The sequence below is a fragment of the Streptomyces sp. VRA16 Mangrove soil genome (assembly GCF_017377775.1).
GTDB lineage: Bacteria > Actinomycetota > Actinomycetes > Streptomycetales > Streptomycetaceae > Streptomyces.
Window position 1 is genome coordinate 93760 of the sequence record NZ_JAFVLN010000021.1, and the last position, 20378, is coordinate 114137.

Here is a 20378-nt window from a genome sequence, read left to right on the forward strand (position 1 = left end):
CTCGGGCGTCTTGGATGTGCGGCACAGCGACCGCGCGGTCACCGATAGTCGTCCTCGTCGAGCGAGACGACCCTGGCCTGCTCGGCCCGGTCCGCCTCGTTCGAGCCGTCCGGATCGGCCGGTTCACCCGGTACGTCGTCCCCGTCGGGGGTGAGATCCGCGGACTGCTCGGCGGCGTCGGCCTCCGGTGCCTCCACGTCGATCTCCTCCGGGGTGTCGTCCGTGAAGGTCTCGGGATCGCTCGGGTCGACCGTCATCAGTGGCTCCCTTCCTCACCTGGCCGTGCGTGGGCGGGTGCCCTGTTACGAGCGTAGGAGACACCCGATCGAGGCGCTATGCGATCTCGTGTCCGACTCGCGACCGAGCTCCGTGTCGCTCATGTCCGCTTTGTTCGTGGCCGCGGAACCGGTGCCGGAGAGCTTTGGGTAGAGGTGTGCGGGATCTGTGATGGCGAACACACGATCCACTGCGTGATCACCTCGTAACATATGCCGCATGTCTTCGACCGATTCGCCGCGTGTGCCTCCTGCCGTCGCCGCTGTGGCACCCAAGCCGGGTGCCGTCCGGGTCGCGGAGGGGGAGCGGCTGCGCGAGGTCGGTCTGCCGGGGCTGACGCTGACGATCCGGTCGTACCCGGGCACGCGGGAGGGACTGCCTCCGGCGCTCTACGTCCATGGTCTCGGCGGCTCCTCGCAGAATTGGTCGGCGCTGATGCCGCTGCTCTCGGACGTCGTGGACGGCGAGGCGCTCGATCTGCCCGGCTTCGGCGACTCGCCGCCACCGGACGACGGCAACTACTCGGTGACCGGGCACACGCGCGCGGTCATCCGTTATCTCGACTCGCGGCGGCGCGGCCCCGTCCACCTCTTCGGGAACTCGATGGGTGGCGCCGTGGCCACCCGTGTCGCCGCCGTACGGCCCGATCTCGTCCGCACCCTGACGCTGGTGTCGCCCGCGCTGCCGGAGATCCGCGTGCAGCGCACCGCCCTGCCGACCGGACTGCTCGCCGTGCCCGGCGTGGCCGTGCTCTTCACGCGTCTCACGAAGGAGTGGACCCCCGAGCAGCGGGTCCGGGGCGTCATGGCCCTCTGCTACGGCGATCCGAACCGGGTCTCGCCGGAGGGCTTCCGGGCCGCGGTCGACGAGATGGAGCGGCGCCTGCGGCTGCCGTACTTCTGGGACGCGATGGCCCGCTCCGCGCGCGGGGTCGTGAACGCGTACACGCTCGGCGGCCAGCACGGCCTGTGGCGCCAGGCCGAGCGGGTGCTCGCGCCGACGCTGCTCGTCTACGGCGGACGCGACCTGCTCGTCTCCTACCGGATGGCGGCGCGTGCGGTGCGCGCCTTCCGGGAGTCGCGCCTCCTCACGCTCCCTGACGCGGGGCATGTGGCGATGATGGAGTACCCGGACACGGTGGCCACCGCGTTCAGGGAACTCCTCGCGGACGTCGGGGCGTTGGAGGAGTCGAGAAGAGGGACCGCTTCGCAGGCGGAGGCCGGAGGTTCGGCCGAGCCGGCCGAGCCGGCCGAGCCGGGTGAGCCAGGTGAGCCAGGTGAACCGGGTGAAGCGAAGGACAGTACGACCTACCGAACGAAACTGGGGAGCTGAGGCGGCCAGTGGGACGGCACAGCCGCCGAGGACCGGCAGACAACGGCGACACTGCCGACATAACGTCACCACCCGTGGTGCAGGGCCCGCCGCATCCGGCGCCGGGCACCGGGCGCCGACGCAGGAAACCTGCACCGGAGGGCGCCGCGGCCCCGGCCCACACGTCCGCGCGGCCGAGTGAGCCGTACGCCCGCGGCGGCCACCCCGAGCAGCGGGAGCGGGGCGGCGGCTGGGGCGCGCCCGGCGGTCCCCCGCAGGCGCGGGCGCCGCACACCACACCCCCGGCCGGGACGCCGTCGGTGCCGCACCCGCGCTCACGTGCCCCGCGCCAGGACTACGTCGACGCGTTCGACGCCCCCGCGAGCCGTGACCCGTACGACTCCGTCACGCAGTGGGACGCCGAGGCGCCCTCCGTCGGGCGGCAGACGGGTCCCTCGGGCCCGGGTGCGGGCTCGGGCTCAAACGACGTCCTGCCGGGCGGTGAGCGGGAGAAGCGCGGCAAGGGGCTCACTTTCACCGGGATCGCGGCCGCCGCGGTGACCACCGTGCTCGCCGTCGTCGTCGCGGGCCAGGTCGCCGACGGGGGCGGCGGCTCGTCCGGTGACGTCACGTCGCGGGCGGTCGGCGGCACCCGCGCCCAGGACGGCTCGGCCTCGCGCTCGGACGACCGGGCCACGCCCTCGAAGACCGCGCAGGCGGCTCCGGCGACGTACGACCAGAAGATGGCCAAGAAGTACCCGCTGGCGGCCGATCTGAAGGGGACGGGGAAGTTCGAGGCGGTCGGTGGCTCCGACAAGGCGCCGGGCCGCGGGCAGAAGTTCCGCTACCGCGTCGACGTCGAGAAGGGTCTCGGGCTCGACGGCGCCCTGTTCGCGCAGGCCGTGCAGAAGACGCTCAACGACAAGCGGAGCTGGGCCCACGGCAACGCCCGCACCTTCGAGCGGATCTCCTCCGGCAAGCCGGACTTCGTGATCACGTTGGCCAGTCCTGGCGCCACCGGGTTCTGGTGCGCGAAGTCGGGCCTCGACACGACCCAGGACAACGTGTCGTGTGACTCGGCCGCCACCGAGCGCGTGATGATCAACGCCTATCGCTGGGCGCAGGGTTCGAAGACGTACGACGGCGTGCTCCACGCCAAGTCGATGCACCCGTACCGCCAGATGCTCATCAATCACGAGGTCGGGCACCGGCTCGGGTACAACCACGTCACTTGCTCGCAGGAGGGCGCGCTCGCACCCGTGATGCAGCAGCAGACCAAGTTCCTGACCTTCGGCGGGATCACCTGCAAGCCCAACCCCTGGCCGTTCCCCAACGCTTGACGCTTTGTAGCGGTGCGTAGCGGGATGATCTCTTAGCGCGACAGAACGTCACGCGCCCGCGAAAGTTACGACCGTTCACCCCTTTTGGTGGCGCGATGGACAACCGTCCATCCCGCCACCGGCATGTCCGCATACGTTCGTCCCGCTGCGAGCCGCCGGACCAACGGCGGCTCCCCACAAGGGAGATCGGGGGTGTACTCGTGCGTATCGGACTGCTTACCGAGGGTGGCTATCCGTATGTGAGCGGTGAGGCCAGACTCTGGTGCGACCGGCTCGTGCGCGGGCTCGAGCAGCACGAGTTCGACATCTACGCGCTCAGCCGCAGCCAGGAGCAGGAGGACGCGGGCTGGCTCGAACTGCCCCCGCAGGTCTGCCTCGTGCGGACCGCGTCGCTCTGGTCGGCGCGGGCGGGGAGCGGCGAGGACGGGGTGCGCGGCGGGGACCTCGGGCGGCGCGCCCGGCGTCGATTCGCCGCGCTGTACGCGGAACTGGTCGGTTCCGTGGTGTGCGGGGGCGCGGACGGGGGTGACCTTGGTGCCGGTGCCGGTGCCGGTGCCGCCACCGGCGTCGGCGGCGGTGGCCGCAGTGAGGCGGACCGTTTCGCCAACGCGCTCTACGGACTGGCCGAACTCGCCAGGGACGAGGGTGGACTGGGGTCCGCGCTGCGCTCCGAGGCCGCCGTGCGGATCCTGGAGCGCGCCTGTCGTGCGCCGGGCGCCCTGCGGGCCGCCCGAGCCGCCCGGGTGCCCGACCTGCTGGCCTTCGCCGCCGAGGTCGAGTCCACGCTGCGACCGCTCTCCCTCGACTGGTACGACGACGCCTCCGGCCCCTCGGGCCTCTCCGGGGGCGGTGGGCTCGGCGCCGTCGACCTCTGCCACGCCACGTCGGGCGGCGCCGCGGCCCTGCCGGGACTCGTCGCCAAGCGGTTCCACGGGGTCCCGCTGCTGGTCACCGAGTACGGCGTGCAGCTGCGGGCCCGGTACATCGCCGCGGGCGACGCCGAGCTGAGTGCGCCGGTGCGCGCCCTCCTCGCCGCCTTCCACGGACGGCTCGCCGCCGAGATCTACCGGCAGGCCGCCGTCATCACCCCCGGCAACGCCCACGCCAGGCGCTGGCAGGAGCGGTGCGGCGCGGACCGCGCCAAACTGCGCACCGTGCACCCCGGCATGGAGGCGTCCCGCTTCGCCGAGGTCGGCGAGCGCGAGGAGCCGGGGGACCCAGACACGCTCGTCTGGGTCGGGCGGATCGACCCGTCCAAGGACCTCATCTCCCTGCTGCACGCCTTCGCCGAGGTCCGCAAGGGGGAGCCGAAGGCGCGGCTGCGCATCGTGGGGGCCCTGCCGGCCGGCGCCGAGGGCGACGGCGACCAGGAGGCCGAGGCGTACCTCGGCCACTGCAAGGCGCTGGCCGCGCAGCTCTTCCCCGACGAGGCCGAGGGGCTCCACGCCGTCGGCGACAACCCCGTCTCCTTCGAGGAGCTCGGTGCCCCCGAGGCGCCCGGCCTCGCCGAGGTCTACGGCTCCGGCGGTGTCGTCGTTCTCTCCAGCGTCGTCGAAGGTTTCCCGATCAGCCTGGTCGAGGCCATGTTCTGCGGGCGCGCGACCGTGTCCACCGATGTGGGCGCCGTCGTCGAGGTGATCGGCGGCACCGGTCTCGTGGTCCCGCCGCGCAACCCGCGGGCGCTCGCCGAGGCGTGCGTCGCGCTGCTGCGCGACTCCGAGCGCCGTGAACGGCTGGGGGCGGCCGCCCGTGCGCGGGCCCTCGAACTGTTCACGGTCGAGCAGAACATCGCGGCATTTCACGGCATTTACCTGGAGATCGTCTCGCACTGCCCGGTGCGCCGCGAGGCCGTGGACGACGCCGGGGAACCTCTGCCGTTCGCCCACCCGCCGGAGGCCCATGTGCCGGGGAGGTGGACGGCGTCGGCCGCCGGCGGTACCGGCGGGGCGTGGCTCGCGGGCCGCTCCACCGGTACGGGGGCGCCCAGTTGGGCGTCGGGCGCCGAGAGCGGTGGTGCTCGTGAGGAGTTGGCCGGGGTGACGCGAGGCTGCGGGGAGAGTGACGCATGAGCGGCGACGACAGGTTCGAGGACGGCAGCGGGGTCGGGGCGGACGTGCCCCGGGTGCCGGTGGGCGCCGGTGCCTGGGGGACCGGTTCGGAGGAGGCGCTCACCCTGACCGTCACCCAGCCGCCCGCCCTGGACGGGGCCGACGGCCCCGATGCCCGCGACGCCCGTGATGACCTCGACGGCTTCGACGGTCTCGGCAGCCTCGACGACCTGGCCGACCTGGACACGGAGTTGCTGCAGGAGCCCGGGGCGTGGCGGAGGACGGACGGAGACGACGGAGCGGACGGCGCGGCCGACGCGGGGCGCGTGCCCGGTGCCCGCGCCGACGGCCCGGTCCCGTCCCGCGAGGACAGGGGAGAGCAGGCGAGCTCCAGGCTCGCGGACCCTCGATCCGGCCGCGCGGATGCGGCCTCCCGCCTCCCCAACCCCCGTACCGCGCAACGCCGTTCGGGAGTGGACCCCGTCAAGGTCCTGATGCACCGCCACCGCGAACTGTGCGAGCGCGCCGTCGACCCGCTGGAGATCGCCGCGGGCCTGGAGGCGCACGGTGTCACCGACCGGACTGCCGCCCGCTACCGGCACAAGGACGTCTTCTCGCTCGCCGAGGAGATGTACGCCCGTATGCCGAGGGACGGCGAACCGGGCGAACCGCCCGCCGCCATCCCCGCACCGGCCTCCGGCGTACGCGGTGCGTGGGCCGCGCTCGCCCTGCTGCCCGGCGCCGTCTGCGCACTCGTCCTGCTCGCGCTGGACGCCACCACGCGCACCACGCACCTGGCCGTCGCGGTCGGCGGCGCGCTCGCCGTCGCCGCCGCCCTGCGGACGACCCTGCGGCACGGGCCGCTGCGCTCCGGCGACGGACCGCCCGCGCCCGCGACCCGGCTGTGGGTCTGGTGGCTGCTCGGCTACGCGGTCTTCGGCGACGGCTTCCTGAACGCCGCGCTCGCCGGCGGCCCCGACGGGGCATGGCCCCCCGCCACCGCTCCGCTGCTCGCCCTCGCCGTCGCGGTCGCCCCCGCGACCTGGTGCGCCCGGCTCTTCGTCGCCGGGGCCCGCCGACGCCTCGCCGCCAGCCGGGGGCTCGCCGAATTCACCTCCTCCGTCCGGCCGTTGCTCCTCGGCAGCGTCCTCCTGTTCGCCGCCGTCCTGGCCGTGCTCCTCGGCGTGGCCGGGGCCGCCCTCGACCGGTCCGCCCAAGGCTCCTTCGTGGGAGCAGGCACCCTGGGCGTCCTGCTGCTGCTCGCCCGCCTGCTCACCGCGCACGGCCGCACCCACGCGCCCACCGCGGTCCTGGGCGCGGCCGCCTGCGCCGAGGCCCTGGCCGTCGCCACGGTCTTCGCCGCACGGCTGCCGGGCTGCTCCTTCCTCGGCGCCCCGGTCGAGACCGCGGTCGACGCGGCCGGAGCGGGCGTGGTGCCCGCCACCGCCTGCGCCGTCGCCGCCCTGGCCCTGCTGATCCACGCCACCAGGACCCTGACCCGGGCCTCCGCCCACGCGCGCACCGACAACGCCGCGAGCGCCCCATGACCACTCCACGCACCACCTGTGCCGCAGCAGAGCGCGCCCTGCCCCCGCGCGTACCGCACCCGGCATGAGTTCCTCCCTGCTCCCGCGGGGCCGACACCGCGGGCCCTTCCGTCGACCCTCAGCAACATCCGTAAGGAGAACGCCAGATGACCACCCCTCCACCCGGAGGCGCCGGATACGCCGGATACTCCGGACCTCATGGGCAGCGCGGAACCCACGGGCAGCGCGCGACCCGCGACGGGTGTGCCCCGTGCGCGGCGCGTACGGCGCCGAATCCGGGAGGCGTCCGATGAGGGTCCTGCTGATCGGAGCCAACGGGTACATCGGCCGCTTCGTCGCCGACCGGCTGCTGGCCGACCCCGCCGTGCAGCTCACCGCGCTCGGCCGGGGCGACGACGCCGACGTCCGCTTCGACCTCGCCTCCGGCAGCCCGGGCGCGCTCACCCGCTTCCTGGACGCCGTGCACCCGGGGGTGGTCATCAACTGCGCGGGCGCCACCCGCGGCGGAGCCCGCGAGCTCACCCGGCACAACACCGTCGCCGTCGCCACCGTCTGCGAGGCCCTGCGGCGCAGCGGCTGCGGCGCCCGGCTGGTGCAGATCGGCTGCGGTGCCGAGTACGGGCCCTCGCAGCCCGGCTCGTCCACCGCCGAGGACGCGGTGCCCAGGCCCGGCGGCCCGTACGGCGTCAGCAAGCTCGCCGCCACCGAACTCGTCCTCGGCTCCGGCCTCGACGCCGTCGTCCTGCGCGTCTTCTCGCCCGCGGGCCCCGGCACCCCCGCCGGATCCCCGCTCGGCCGGCTGGCCGAGGCGATGCGCCGCGCGATGCAGGCCGGTGACGGCGAACTGAAGCTCGGCGGCCTCGGCGCCCAGCGCGACTTCATCGACGTACGCGATGTGGCCCGCGCCGTGCACGCCGCCTCGCTCTCCGCCGCGCAGGGCGTCATCAACATCGGCTCGGGCCGCGCCGTGCGGCTGCGCGACGCCGCCGCCGTGCTCGCCCGCGTCGCCGGCTTCGGCGGCGCCCTCCACGAGCTCGACGCCCCACCGGTCGGGGTCCGCACATCCGTGGGCCACCCGCGCTCCGAATCCGACCACGGGCTGCACAGTCCGCCCGCCGCGTACCCGTACCCGGACGGTTGCGGCAGCTGGCAGCAGGCCGATGTGCGCACCGCCCGCGACCGCCTCGGCTGGCGCCCCCGCATCAACCTCGAAGAGTCCCTCGCCGACATCTGGATGGAGGCGGCATGCCGTATCTGACCCCTGCCGCGACCGGCCAGTCGGGCACCGACGTCCGCCTCGGCTTTGGCATCCCGGGCTTCGCCCACCCCCTCGTCGCCCCCGCCGAGTGGGCCGAACTCGCCCGCCCGGAAACCCCTTTGCACTGGGTCGTCCTGAATGTCGCGAGTGGGCCAGGCAGCCGTCCCGATCCGCACTGTCTCGAAGCGGCGGGCCGGCTGCGCAACGCGGGCATCCGTGTTCTTGGTCACTTGGACATGACGTACGGGGCGCGCTCCTTCGGCGAGATCGTCTCCGACGCCCACCGCTTCCTCGACTGGTACCGGGTCGACGGCTTCAGCATCGACCGCTGCCCCACCGAGCGGGCCGCCCTGCCTGAGGTGCGCCGCACCGTCGCGACGCTGCGCGCCCTCGTCGACGGCGCGTACATCGTGCTCGGGCACGGCACCCACCCGTACCCCGGATACGCCGAATCCGCCGACCAGTTGGTGACGTTCTCCGGCCCGTGGAGCGACTACCGCTGGTCGCAGGTCGCGGAGTGGACCGCTGAGTATCCGCCCGAGAAGTTCTGCCACTTCGTCCACGGGATGCCGCGCGGTCATCTGGAGGAGGCGCTGCGCATCGCGCGCTGGCAGGGCGCGGGCACCATCTACTTCACCGACCGCACGGACCGCGGGGGCCCGAGCGACCCCTGGGAGACGATGCCCGGGTACTGGGACGAAATCGTCTCGCGTATCGGACCAGGTGTCTCGGAATGAAGGAGGGCGTGGCAGTGTTACAGACGGAACAACCGTACGTAGATACCGACCAACGGAGTCCCCGTGTCGCTGCCACCCCTGGTCGAGCCAGCTGCTGAGCTCACCGTAGACGAGGTCCGCAGGTACTCCCGCCACCTGATCATCCCGGATGTCGGGATGGACGGGCAGAAGCGGCTGAAGAACGCCAAGGTGCTCTGTGTGGGCGCCGGCGGCCTCGGATCGCCGGCGCTGATGTACCTCGCCGCGGCGGGCGTAGGCACGCTCGGCATCGTGGAGTTCGACGAGGTCGACGAGTCGAACCTGCAGCGCCAGATCATTCACAGCCAGTCCGACATCGGCCGGTCCAAGGCGGAGTCCGCGAAGGACTCGGTCCTCGGCATCAACCCGTACGTGAACGTGATCCTTCACGAAGAGCGGCTCGAGGCCGACAACGTGATGGACATCTTCAGCCAGTACGACCTGATCGTCGACGGCACGGACAACTTCGCGACGCGCTACCTCGTCAACGACGCCTGCGTGCTGCTCAACAAGCCCTACGTGTGGGGTTCCATCTACCGCTTCGACGGCCAGGCCTCGGTCTTCTGGTCCGAGCACGGGCCGTGCTACCGCTGCCTGTACCCGGAGCCCCCGCCGCCGGGCATGGTCCCCTCCTGCGCCGAGGGCGGCGTCCTGGGCGTGCTGTGCGCGTCCATCGGCTCCATCCAGGTCACCGAGGCGATCAAGGTCCTGGCCGGTGTCGGCGACCCGCTCGTCGGCCGCCTGATGATCTACGACGCCCTTGAGATGCAGTACCGCCAGGTCAAGGTCCGCAAGGACCCCAACTGCGCGGTCTGCGGCGAGAACCCGACCGTCACCGAGCTCATCGACTACGAGGCCTTCTGCGGCGTCGTGTCCGAGGAGGCCCAGGAGGCGGCCGCCGGTTCGACGATCACTCCCAAGCAGCTCAAGGAGTGGATCGACGACGGCGAGAACATCGAGATCATCGACGTCCGCGAGCCGAACGAGTACGAGATCGTCTCCATCCCGGGCGCCAAGCTGATCCCGAAGAACGAGTTCCTGATGGGCACGGCCCTGGAGGGACTGCCGCAGGACAAGAAGATCGTCTTGCACTGCAAGACGGGTGTCCGCAGTGCGGAAGTCCTCGCCGTGCTGAAGTCCGCGGGCTTCTCCGACGCCGTGCACGTCGGCGGCGGCGTCATCGGCTGGGTCAACCAGATCGAGCCGGACAAGCCGGTCTACTAGCCGGACCACCGGGCCACGGCCCGGATGCGACTGTCCCGGACGGGTCCCGCGCACCACGCGCGGGGCCCGTCCCGCATGTCCGGGCCGTGCGCGCGCCGCGTCCGTCGCGTCAGGAACACACCGTGCCGTCGCGCGGTATTCGACCCTCCAGCAGATACGCGTTGACCGCGGAGTCGACACAGGCGCTGCCGGAGCCGTACGCCCCGTGCCCCTCGCCCTTCCACGTCAGCTCCACGCCGACCCCCTTGCCCAGCTCGTCCGCCATACGGCGGGCGCCCTCGTAGGGTGTCGCCGGATCTCCCGTGTTGCCGACCACGAGCACGGGGGCCGCGCCGGGCGCGCTCACATCGGGGGTGTCCCACTGGCCCGGCACCGGCCAGTCGTGGCACCAGCCCGCCGTGTCCCAGGCCATGGCCTCCCCGAAGACCGGGGAGATCGCACGGAACTTCGCCCGCAGCGCCTTCGCCTGCGCGGGCGTCGGACGCGCCTTGTCGTCGAGGCAGGAGATCGCACGCTGCGAGTGGGTCGTGGTGCCGTAATGGCCTTGCGGATCACGGTCGTTGTAGGAGTCGGCGAGCGCGAGCAACGCCGTCCCGTCACCGCGCTCCGCGTCCCGCAGCGCCTTGGTCAGGGCGGGCCAACTGTTCCTGCTGTACAGGGTGACCAGGATGCCGGTGGCCGCCAACGACTCGTTCAGCTCGCGGCCGCCCGCTGTGGCCAGGGGTTTCGCGTCGAGCCGGTGGAGCAGCGCCGCGATCTCGCGGCTGCCCGTCTTCGGGTTCCTGCCGCGGGACGTGAAGTAGTCGTCCAGGGCCCGCTGGAATCCGCGCGCCTGGTTCTCGGAGTGTCCGACGGACCCCACGCTCGGGTCGACGACCGCGTCCAGGGCGAGCCGGCCGACCTTGCCGGGGAACAAGTGGGCGTAGACACCGCCCAGTTCGGTGCCGTACGAGACGCCCATGTAGTGCAGCTCGTCGTCGCCCAGGGCCCGTCGCATCAGGTCCATGTCGCGAGCCGCCTCGACCGTCGACACATGGTCGAGCAGTTTCCCTGCCTGTCGCTCACAGCCCTGGCCGAAATCGGCGGCGTCCTTGAAGTACGCCGTCTCCTCCGCCGCGGTGTCCGGGGTGAGGTCGACGGCCTCGGCGGCCTGGATCGCCCGGTCGCTGCGGCAGCGCACACCGTGACTCGCCCCGACCCCGCGCGGGTCGAAGCTCACCAGGTCGTAGCGCTCACGCAGCTTCGCGTACTGCGGGGCGAAGGCGGGCAGCAGATCGACGCCGGAGCCGCCCGGACCTCCGAAGTTGAACAGCAGGGCCCCGACCCGCTTCTTGCTGTCGCCGCGCGTCCTGGCCCGAATGAGGGCGATACCGATCGTCGCCCCTGTGGGCCGCATGTAGTCGAGCGGGACCTGGAGCGTCGCGCACTGCCAGTCGGAGCCGGGAGCGGGTGAGCTCCCCGTCGCCCGGCACCGGCCCCAGTCGAGGCGCTGGCGCGTGAGGGAGGCGGGGAGGGAGGGCAGCGCGTCGGTCCGCTGCGTGGTGTCGCCCGATGGTGAGGCGCCGTCCGGCGTCGACGTGGACGGCTGGGACGCCGATGGCTTCGAGGCCTTGTCCCCGTTGTCCCCGTTGCCTCCGTCGTCCCCGCTCGAGCCGCTGCAGCCGGTGACCAGGCCGGCCGTCAGCAGCACGGCGGTCGCGAGACCGACTGCGCGGACCCCTGCTCCTGCGCGTGTACGTGCGCCTGAGCGGGCGCGCGCATTCTGTGCCGCCACGGGCACCTCCCCCCTGACCGCCCCCCGTTCGAGAGACAGTCAGGCCATCGTAGGAGGATCCGCCGACACCCGTCCGAGCCTGTGGACAACCACCGGCCCGACCCTGTGGACAACTCCTGGATCAGGAGCAGACCGTGCCCTCGGCCGGGACCTTTCCGCCGAGGAGATAGCCGTTCACGGCGTTGTGCACGCACTTGTTGCCGCTGTCGTAGGCCCCGTGGCCCTGGCCCTTGTACGTCAGCTCGACGCCCACGCCGTCGCCCAGCGCGTCGACCATCTTCTTCGCGCCCTCGTACGGGGTGGCCGGGTCGCCGGTGTTGCCGACGACGAGGATCGGGGCGGAGCCGGACGCGCTCACGTCCGGACGGTCCGCCGCGCCGTCGACGGCCCAGTCGGTGCAGCCGAGCATGCCCCAGGCCAGATAGTCGCCGAACAGGGCGGAGGCCTTGCGGAACTCGGGCAGCTTCGCCTCGACGTCCGCTGTCGTGTAACGAGGCTTGTCGTCGGCGCAGTTGATGGAGACGTTGGCGGCCTGGATGTTGCTGTACGACCCGTCCTCGTTGCGTCCGTTCATCGAGTCGGACAGCGCCATGAGGATCTTTCCGTCGCCGTCGTACGCCTGCTGCAGCCCCTCGGTGAGGTACTCCCAGAAGTCCTGTGAGTAGAGGGACTGGGCGATGCCGTTGGTCGCCGCGGTCTGCGTCAGCTCACGCGGGAAGATCCCCGGGATCGGCTTCTCGTCGAGTTCCCTGAGCAGCTTGGCGATCTTGTCCTTGACCTCTTGCGGGGTGTCGCCGACCGGGCAGTCCTCGGTCTTGGACGTGCAGTCCTTCGCGTAGTTGTCGAGCGCGAGCTGGAAACCCTCGGCCTGGCCGAGCGAGCTCTGCTCCGAGTCCTGGCTCGGGTCGACGACTCCGTCGAACACGGCGCGGCCCACGTTCTTGGGGAACAAGTGGGCGTACACGCCGCCGAGTTCGGTGCCGTACGAAATGCCGAAGTAGTGCAGCTTGTCGTCGCCGAGCACCTGGCGCATCAGGTCCATGTCGCGGGCCGCGTCGGTGGTGCGGACGTGGGGGAGGACCTTGCCGGAGTTCTTCTCGCAGGCGTTGTTGAAGGCCGTGACGTTGTCGACGAGCTTCTTCTGCTCCGCGGTGTCGTCGGGCGTCGAGTCCTGCTCGAAGTAGTCGTCGAGCTGGTCGTCGCTCTCGCACTCGATGCCCGCGCTGCGGCCCACCCCGCGCGGGTCGAAGCTGACCAGGTCGTAGCGGGTACGAAGCTTCGCGTAGTCCGTGCCGAACGCCGGGAGGCTCGTGACGCCCGAGCCTCCGGGGCCGCCGAAGTTGAAGATCAGCGAGCCGATCCGCCGGTCCTTGTCGCCACTGGCCCTGGCGCGGATCAGGGCGAGCTTGATGGTGTCGCCCTTGGGGTCGTCCCAGTCGAGCGGCGCCTTCATCGTCGCGCACTGCCAGTCGGTGCCGTCGGGCAGCGGGGACGGTGAGGCGCCGCCGCCCTCGGAGTCCGACGGGGCCGGGCAGTCCTTCCAGCTCAGCTTCTGGGACGGCAGATCCACGCCGTCCTTCGAGTCGCTGCTGCAGGCCGCCAGGGAGGCGGAGAGCAGGGCGGCGGTGACGGCCAGGGCAGCGGCACGGGGCCGGGACGGAATGGGCATGCGTCCATCCTGCGGCGGCCGGGTGCGGTGCGCTCTTGCTGCGGGCTGTGCGGGTGAGGACCTGCAGGTGCGGGCCTCGGCGGGGACGCGGGCGCGGGTCTACAGAGCGCCCTTGCGCGACAGGTGGTTGAAGAACAGCCATCCCGGCAGCACGGGCAGCCACAGGGTGAGCAGCCGGTACAGCAGCACCGCCGGGGCGGCGACCTCCTTCGGCAGCCCGATCGCGATCAGACCGACCGTCAGCGTCGCCTCGACGGCGCCCACCCCGCCGGGTGTCGGCGCGGCCGAACCGAGCGCGTTGCCCGCGAGGAAGACGACCGCCACGCTGGCCAGGCTCAGGCTCGTGCTCTCGTTGCCGAAGGCCCGGATGGAGGCGTCCAGGCACATCACGAAGCAGGCCGTGAGGAGCAGCATGCCGCCGATGCCGGTGATCAGCTTCCGCGGCCGCTGCAACACGTCGAGCATGCGCGGCACGACACCGGCGAAGAGCGACCGCACGCGCGTGACGACGAATTTCCGCAAGAAGGGGATCGACGTCACCACAAGGACGAGCACCGCGACCGTCAGAAGGCCCGCGATGACCGTCCTGGACGGCGACAAGGAGGGCGTCTTCTCGGTCCCCGTCAGGTAGCCGAACGTCAGCAGCAGCAGGATGTGGCTGCACATGCCGAACAACTGGGAGGCGCCGACACTGGCGACCGCCAGGCCCGGACGTACGCCGGCCCGCTGGAGGAAGCGCGTGTTGAGTGCGACGCCGCCGACCGCGGCGGGGGCCACGATCTTCACGAACGAACCGGCGACCTGGGCCGCGACGGTCCGCATGAAGGGCACCCGTTCCGGTACGAAGCCGAGCAGGCTCATCGCCGCGGCCACGTAGCTGAGCGCGGAGAAGACGACCGCGAGCCCGACCCAGCCCCACTCGGCCTCGTCGACGAGCGACCCGAAGTCGATGTGGGTGAGCTGCGACAGCAGGAAGTACGCGCCGATCGCGCCGGCGATGAAACTGACCAGGGTGCGGGCCCTGATGCGCTCCAGGCGGGCCGGTTCGACGGGCGCCTGCGGCCGGATGCGGAGCACCTGGTGGCGGATCTGGGTGAGCAGATCCTCCTCGCGGGCCTCGTCCAGGGCCTCGTCGATGGCCCGCTTCTCGGACTTCTTCTCTGCCTTCTCGGACTTCTTGCCGGCCCGTACGGTCTTCTTCGCGTCGCCCTCGGCCTGGGCGGTGGACTCCTCCAGGCGGGCCTGCTTGGCCTTGCCGGACGCTTCCAGGACGGCCTCGCGCTCGCGTTGAGCACGCTCCCGGCCGAGCCTGCGCAGCGTCGCTCTGGTGGAGCGGGTGAGCGCGATCGGCTGGAGCAGCGGCAGACAGTCGGCGACGGGGTCGGGGCCGAGGACGTCGACCGCCGAGGCGACCGCGCGCTCGGCCCCCACCCGCAGGCCGAGCGTGGTGAGCATCTGGGCGATGTCCATGCGCAGCACCAGGTCGCCCGCGGCGATCTCGCCGCCGCGCAGGTCCGTGAGGATCACGGTGCCGGAACGATCCACCAGAATCGCGTCCCCGGCGAGCCGCCGGTGGGCGATCCGGCGCGACTGGAGCGCCTGGACCTGGTGCCAGGTGTCGCGCAGCAGCGCGTCGGTGATCTCGTCGTCCGGGATCGCGTCGAGGGAGCGGCCGCCGATGTGCTCGTAGACGAGCATCACGGCGTCGGGTCCCAGCTCGGAGGTGGCGATCAGCTTGGGCGCGTTCGCCCCCGCCGAGATCGCCGCGTACGCGAGCAGGGCCTCCTGCTCAAGGGCCTGGCGCAGCGACTGGAGGCTGCGGCGCTGGGTGATGCCGCGCAGCGTCAGACGCCGCCACACGCGGTAGAAGAAGCCCTGCGCCTGCTGCTCCCGGTCCACCACGGTGACGTCGAGCGGCGCACCGTCCTCCAGGGTGACGAAGTAGCGCCGGCCCCGGTCGCCGTTCTCCGTGGTGCCCTCGTGGGCCTCCTCACGCGAGGCGTTGACGGGGTGGAAGCCGACGTGACGCAGCCCCGCGAGGAGCGTCTGTCCCGTGGGGCGCACGTTGGGGGAGCCGACCGCGTACAGCGTGCCGTAGGCGACGGTCCAGCCGATGAGGATCGTCAGGATGATCGAGAACGGCGTCGTGTAGCCGGTGACCAGCATCGTGAACGCGTCGAGCAGCAGGACGACCCACAGCACCACACGCCATCGTGGTCGTCTGGACATGCCGACGGCCGTCATATAGGCGATGACCGGCGCCAAGTAGCCGTGCACCGGATCGGTGAGCGCATGGATGTCGCTGGGCGACACCTTGGTGAGTGCGTCCTGGATGGACTGCGGCGCGGCCTTGGCGACCCACAGGTCGGTCGCGAGCGTCACTCCGTGGGCGAGGACGGCGGCGAGCACACCGTCGGCGATCCGCAGCCCGTCCCGCTTGATGAGCCGTTCGATGGCGAACGCCACCGGCACCAACAGGATGGCGATGCTCGACGCGAACCCGGCGAACTTGGTCAGCAGGTCGGGGGCCTGCTCGGTGCCCTTGTTGATGTCCTGGGCGAAACCCGTCGTCGTGGCGTGCGCGAACGCGGCGATGGCGAGGAGGACGACGATCGCGAGCACACCGGCCAGCAGACGCATGAGATCGGAAGGGCGGTGCACGCGCGCGGGGAGCAGCGGTTCGTCGCCGTCGACCCGCTCCGCGTGCGCGTCCGCGTCCACGCAGTCCGGGTCGTGCAGCGGCTGCTCCTGCTTGGTCGGGGCGGCCTCTTCGGCCGTGTCCTCAGGGCGTGCCGATGCCACAGAAGCGCCCTCGGCCTTGTCGGGGTGCACGTTCTGCTGCTCCGTCGTCTCTTCTTGATCTCGTATCACCAGTCACCGCCCGCACGATGGTGGCATGTCCCATCGCCATAGGGGGGCATCAGGGTGCAATCGAGGAGCGTGAAGTCGTCGGCAAGCGCCTTCTTGTGCGTCTCTCCATGGCGCCTGCTGTAGGTACCTCCAGGTTGTCGGTGCCGTGCGGCAGGATGGGACGGATGAGCGAGGAGAGCGAGTCGGCAGGAGAACTTCCCGAGTACGCGGAGCGGGTCCTCGAAGTGGCCGAGTTGATTCCGCCCGGGCGCGTCATGACCTACGGGGACGTCGCCGAATGGCTCGAGGAGGGCGGACCGCGTCAGGTCGGGCGCGTGATGGCGCTCTACGGAGGCGCGGTGCCGTGGTGGCGCGTGGTGCGTGCCGACGGCCAGCTGCTTCCGGGCAGCGAGCTGCGGGCGCTCGGCCACTACCGGGAGGAGAGCACGCCGCTGCGTGAGGCCTCCCGGGCCGCCGAGGGCCACCTGCCGCGGCTCGACATGAAGCGCGCGCGGTGGGACGGCCGAACACGTACGGAAGCTCACAATTGACAGCTTCGGCCATCCTGCGCGCGGACGGGGTGCCTGTGGCCCGTACGGGGGAAACGGGGCAGGTGGGGCACTTCGCGACATCCTTGTCCGTTCGTGAGACAGCGCACACCTGCGCCGAACGGGGCACGAGGGAGGCACCGGAAGCCCGGCTTCCGCCACACTCGACGGCGTAGCGTCGACGGCACCGTCGATGACAGACACCTCCTTCACCCCGCGGCCACCGCGTCGAGCGGACGGCCCGTCGACCACCAGCACACCCACCAGGACCAGCGATCCACGTGAGCTCCTCTTCGTCCACCCGCTACCTGTCGCAGCACCAGGCTCGACAGGGGATGCCCGGCGCGTACCGACTGGTGCGTACCCCGCCGGCGCCGGTGGACCCCCCTCGTCTGGACGCACATCAGCAGGCCGTGGTTGACCACGCTTACGGCCCCCTCCTTGTGCTGGCCGGGCCGGGGACCGGTAAGACCACGACTCTCGTGGAGGCCGTCTCGGCGCGCATCTCCAAGGGCGTCGAACCCGGCCGCATCCTGGTGCTCACGTTCAGCCGCAAGGCCGCCGTCGAACTGCGCGACCGCATGGCGCTGCGCATCGGCGCGGCGCGCGCCCCGCAGGCCACGACGTTCCACTCGTTCTGCTACGCCCTCGTACGCGCCCACCAGGACGCCGAACTCTTCGCGGAGCCGCTGCGGCTGCTGTCGGGTCCCGAGCAGGACGTCACCGTGCGCGAGCTGCTGGCGGGCCAGATCGACCTGGAGCGGGCCGGGCTCGCACACGTGCGCTGGCCCGACGAACTGCGCGCCTGCCTCACCACACGCGGCTTCGCGGACGAGGTGCGCGCGGTGCTCGCCCGCAGCCGTGAGCTGGGCCTGGGCCCCGCGGCCCTGGACTCGTTCGCCCGCCGCATCGGCCGCCCCGACTGGCGCGCCGCCGCCACCTTCCTGGCCGAGTACCTGGACGTCCTCGACATGCAGGGCGTGCTCGATTACGCGGAACTGGTGCACCGCGCGGTGCTGCTCGCCCACCGCACCGAGATCGCCGACCAGCTGGCCGCGCAGTACGACGCCGTGTTCGTCGACGAGTACCAGGACACCGATCCGGCCCAGGTGCGGCTGCTGCACGCGCTCGCCGGAGGCGGCCGCACCCTGGTCGCGTTCGGCGACCCGGACCAGTCGATCTACGCGTTCCGCGGCGCGGACGTCAACGGCATCCTGGAGTTCCCCGGAGACTTCCCGCGGGCCGACGGCACCTCCGCGCCGGTCGAGGTGCTCACGACGTCCCGGCGCTCCGGCGCCCGCCTCCTGGAGGCCACCCGCCGCATCACTCAGCGCATGCCGCTGACCCGGCTGCCCGCCGACAAGGTGCGCGCCCACCGGGCGCTCACGCCGGTACGCGACGGCGGCCGGACCGAGGTCTACACGTACCCGACGTCCGGTGCGGAGCTCGACAACATCGCGGACATCCTGCGCCGCGCCCACCTGGAGGACGGCGTTCCGTGGAACGACATGGCCGTCCTGGTGCGCGCGGGCACGCGAGGCATCCCGTCGCTGCGGCGCGCGCTCACGGCGGCCGGTGTCCCGGTCGACATCGACGGTGACGACCTGCCGCTGCGCCACGAGCCGGCGGTGATGCCGCTGCTGACGGCATTGAAGGCCGTCGCGCAGGCGCCGTCCGGCGATGCCGAGAACGCCGAGAACGCCGAGAACGCCGAGAACGCCGAGAACGCCGAGAACCCAGAGAACACAACGGGCTCGGAGGACGTCGGGGACGTCGAGAATGCCGGGGACGTCGGGGACGTCGGGGACGCCGGGGACTCCAGGGACGTCAGGGACGTCAGGGACGCCGGGGACACGGAGGTCCCTTGCTGGCTGGACACCGAGACCGCCCTGACGCTGCTCGGCTCGCCGCTCGCCGGGATGGACGCCGCCGATCTGCGCCGCCTCGGGCGCGCCCTGCGCGAGGAGGAGCGCGCCGCGGGCAACCATGTGCCGCCGCCCTCCGACGACCTGCTCGCCCGCGCCCTAGCCGAGCCCGAACGGCTCGCCGCCCATGACCCGTCCTACGCGCGCGGGGCGCAGCGCCTCGGCGCGCTGCTCGCCCGCGCGCGCGAGAAGCTCGCCGACGGTGGCACCGCCGAAGAGGCCCTGTGGGAGCTGTGGAACGGCACGCCCTGGCCGCAGCGCCTGGAGCGGGCCGCCCGCCGCGGCGGCGCGGCGGGACGCAACGCCGACCGTGACCTGGACGCCGTGTGCGCTCTGTTCGCCGTCGCCTCGCGCGCGGAGGAGCGGACCGGCGGCAGCGGCGCGCGCAACTTCCTGGAGGAGATCGAGGCCCAGGACATCGCCGCCGACACGCTCGCCGGGCGGACCGTGCGCCCCGACGCCGTCCGCCTGATGACCGCGCACCGCTCCAAGGGCCTGGAGTGGCGGCTCGTCGTCGTGGCAGGCGTCCAGGAAGGGCTCTGGCCCGACCTGCGGCGCCGCGGCTCCCTCCTGGAGGCCGACCGCATCGGGCGCGACGGGCTCGCCGAACCGCTCACGCCGGGCGCGCTGCTCGCCGAGGAGCGCCGCCTGTTCTACGTGGCCGCCACGCGCGCGCGGGAGCGTCTGGTCGTCACCGCCGTGAAGGCTGCCGCCGACGACGGGGACCAGCCGTCCCGGTTCCTGACCGAGCTCGGCATCGAGCCCAAGGACGTCGCGGGCCGCCCGCGCCGCCCCCTGTCCGTCGCCGCCCTGGTCGCCGAGCTGCGCGCCACGACCGTCGACCCGCGCGTCTCCGAGGCGCTGCGCGAGGCCGCCGCCCGGCGACTGGCCCGGCTCGCGGCGCTCAGCGACGACGACGGCAGACCTCTGGTGCCGTCCGCCCACCCGTACCGCTGGTGGGGCATGTACGAGCCCACGGAGAGCAAGGTCCCGCTGCGCGACCGCGACAAGCCCGTCGTCCTCTCCGGAAGCGCCCTCGACCAGCTCGCCAACACGTGCGCGCTGCAGTGGTTCCTGGGCCGCGAGGTCAAGGCCGACGCCCCCGCGACCGCGGCCCAGGGGTTCGGCAACGTCGTCCATGTCCTCGCCGACGAGGTCGCCTCCGGGCGCACCCCCGCCGACCTGGACGTCCTCATGGAGCGGCTCGACTCCGTGTGGGACGCGCTCGCCTTCGACGCGCCCTGGAAGTCGGAGCAGGAGAAGGGCAACGCGCGCGTGGCGCTCGAACGCTTCCTCCAGTGGCACGTCATGGACCGTGGCGGACGCACCCCGGTCGCCAGCGAGCACGACTTCGACGTGACGCTGGAAGCGGGCTCCTACGAGGTGCGCATCCGCGGCTCCATGGACCGGGTGGAGCGGGACGCCGAAGGCCGCGCCTACGTGGTCGACTTCAAGACCGGCAAGCAGGCGCCCAGCGCCGCCGACGTCGCGCGCCACCCCCAGCTCGCCGTATACCAGCTGGCCGTCACCGAGGGCGCCGTCGACGAGCCGTTCGACGGCGCGCGCCCGCACCCCGGCGGCGCCGAGCTGGTGCAGCTGCGCCAGGGCGCCGCCAAGAAGGACGGCGGCGAGACGCTCCCCAAGGTGCAGGCACAAGAGCCCCTCGACGGAGAGTGGGTCGGTGACCTCCTCGCCACCGCGGCCGGCAAGGTCCTCGACGAGCGTTTCGCGCCGACCGCGGGCCAGCACTGCACCCACTGCGCCTTCCGGGCCTCGTGCAGCGCGCGCCCCGAGGGCAAGCACGTCGTGGAGTGACGTGCGCCTCCGCTGCGGCGGAACGGGCGGGCGCTGTC

Annotated in this window: 13 protein-coding genes; 9 read left to right on the forward strand and 4 right to left on the reverse strand. The window is 72.4% G+C overall.

All coding sequences use genetic code 11. The features are described from left to right. Window positions 1-38: 38 nt before the first annotated feature. Window positions 39-257, reverse strand: a complete 219-nt coding sequence (locus tag J3486_RS38265) for a hypothetical protein (protein WP_207828500.1) — start codon at window positions 255-257, stop codon at window positions 39-41. A gap of 238 nt (window positions 258-495) precedes the next feature. Between J3486_RS38265 and J3486_RS38270 the strand changes: the two genes are divergently transcribed. The 7 genes from J3486_RS38270 (at window position 496) to moeZ (ending at window position 9759) form a co-directional block, all read left to right on the forward strand. Next, window positions 496-1608, forward strand: coding sequence for an alpha/beta fold hydrolase (locus J3486_RS38270; RefSeq protein ID WP_229379260.1), 1113 nt, complete (start codon window positions 496-498; stop codon window positions 1606-1608). An 8-nt stretch (window positions 1609-1616) separates the two neighbouring features. Continuing rightward, window positions 1617-2927 (forward strand): DUF3152 domain-containing protein, encoded by a 1311-nt coding sequence (locus J3486_RS38275; protein WP_374194825.1) that lies wholly within the window; start codon window positions 1617-1619, stop codon window positions 2925-2927. A 200-nt stretch (window positions 2928-3127) separates the two neighbouring features. Continuing rightward, a complete protein-coding gene (locus J3486_RS38280; protein WP_207828501.1) occupies window positions 3128-4996 on the forward strand; it encodes a DUF3492 domain-containing protein in 1869 nt (622 codons plus the stop codon). Next, window positions 4993-6522 carry a hypothetical protein gene (locus tag J3486_RS38285; protein ID WP_207828503.1) on the forward strand — a complete coding sequence of 510 codons (1530 nt, stop codon included), beginning with the start codon at window positions 4993-4995 and terminating at the stop codon, window positions 6520-6522. Before J3486_RS38280 ends, J3486_RS38285 begins: the two co-directional genes overlap by 4 nt. Before the next feature lie 289 nt (window positions 6523-6811). Further along, window positions 6812-7780, forward strand: coding sequence for an NAD(P)-dependent oxidoreductase (locus J3486_RS38290; protein WP_207828504.1), 969 nt, complete (start codon window positions 6812-6814; stop codon window positions 7778-7780). After that, window positions 7768-8517, forward strand: coding sequence for a spherulation-specific family 4 protein (locus J3486_RS38295; protein ID WP_207828506.1), 750 nt, complete (start codon window positions 7768-7770; stop codon window positions 8515-8517). Before J3486_RS38290 ends, J3486_RS38295 begins: the two co-directional genes overlap by 13 nt. A 63-nt stretch (window positions 8518-8580) precedes the next feature. Then, window positions 8581-9759 carry an adenylyltransferase/sulfurtransferase MoeZ gene (gene moeZ / locus J3486_RS38300; protein WP_207828508.1) on the forward strand — a complete coding sequence of 393 codons (1179 nt, stop codon included), beginning with the start codon at window positions 8581-8583 and terminating at the stop codon, window positions 9757-9759. Between the two features lie 109 nt (window positions 9760-9868). Here moeZ and J3486_RS38305 read toward each other — a convergent pair whose 3' ends face one another. The 3 genes from J3486_RS38305 to J3486_RS38315 all read right to left on the reverse strand — a co-directional run bounded on the left by J3486_RS38305 (window position 9869) and on the right by J3486_RS38315 (window position 16073). Next, complete coding sequence (locus J3486_RS38305; protein ID WP_207828509.1) at window positions 9869-11449, reverse strand: alpha/beta hydrolase; 1581 nt, start codon at window positions 11447-11449, stop codon at window positions 9869-9871. 205 nt (window positions 11450-11654) lie between these two features. Then, window positions 11655-13202: an alpha/beta hydrolase gene (locus J3486_RS38310; protein ID WP_207828511.1), complete on the reverse strand. Its 1548-nt coding sequence runs from the start codon at window positions 13200-13202 to the stop codon at window positions 11655-11657. A 99-nt stretch (window positions 13203-13301) separates the two neighbouring features. After that, entirely contained in the window at window positions 13302-16073 is a 2772-nt protein-coding gene (locus J3486_RS38315; RefSeq protein WP_207828512.1) for a lysylphosphatidylglycerol synthase transmembrane domain-containing protein, read from the reverse strand. A 164-nt stretch (window positions 16074-16237) separates the two neighbouring features. Here J3486_RS38315 and J3486_RS38320 point away from each other — a divergent pair, with 164 nt between their 5' ends. Both J3486_RS38320 and J3486_RS38325 read left to right on the forward strand, forming a co-directional pair. After that, entirely contained in the window at window positions 16238-16603 is a 366-nt protein-coding gene (locus tag J3486_RS38320; RefSeq protein ID WP_207828513.1) for an MGMT family protein, read from the forward strand. A 278-nt stretch (window positions 16604-16881) separates the two neighbouring features. Beyond that, window positions 16882-20340 carry an ATP-dependent DNA helicase gene (locus J3486_RS38325; protein WP_207828514.1) on the forward strand — a complete coding sequence of 1153 codons (3459 nt, stop codon included), beginning with the start codon at window positions 16882-16884 and terminating at the stop codon, window positions 20338-20340. The last annotated feature ends 38 nt before the right edge of the window (window positions 20341-20378 follow it).

Coding starts and splice junctions, on each gene's coding strand:
- J3486_RS38265 (WP_207828500.1), bottom strand. CDS start 257: ATGACGGTCGACCCGAGCGATCCCGAGACCTTCACGGACGACACCCCG.
- J3486_RS38270 (WP_229379260.1), top strand. CDS start 496: ATGTCTTCGACCGATTCGCCGCGTGTGCCTCCTGCCGTCGCCGCTGTG.
- J3486_RS38285 (WP_207828503.1), top strand. CDS start 4,993: ATGAGCGGCGACGACAGGTTCGAGGACGGCAGCGGGGTCGGGGCGGAC.
- J3486_RS38290 (WP_207828504.1), top strand. CDS start 6,812: ATGAGGGTCCTGCTGATCGGAGCCAACGGGTACATCGGCCGCTTCGTC.
- J3486_RS38295 (WP_207828506.1), top strand. CDS start 7,768: ATGCCGTATCTGACCCCTGCCGCGACCGGCCAGTCGGGCACCGACGTC.
- J3486_RS38310 (WP_207828511.1), bottom strand. CDS start 13,202: ATGCCCATTCCGTCCCGGCCCCGTGCCGCTGCCCTGGCCGTCACCGCC.
- J3486_RS38320 (WP_207828513.1), top strand. CDS start 16,238: ATGAGCGAGGAGAGCGAGTCGGCAGGAGAACTTCCCGAGTACGCGGAG.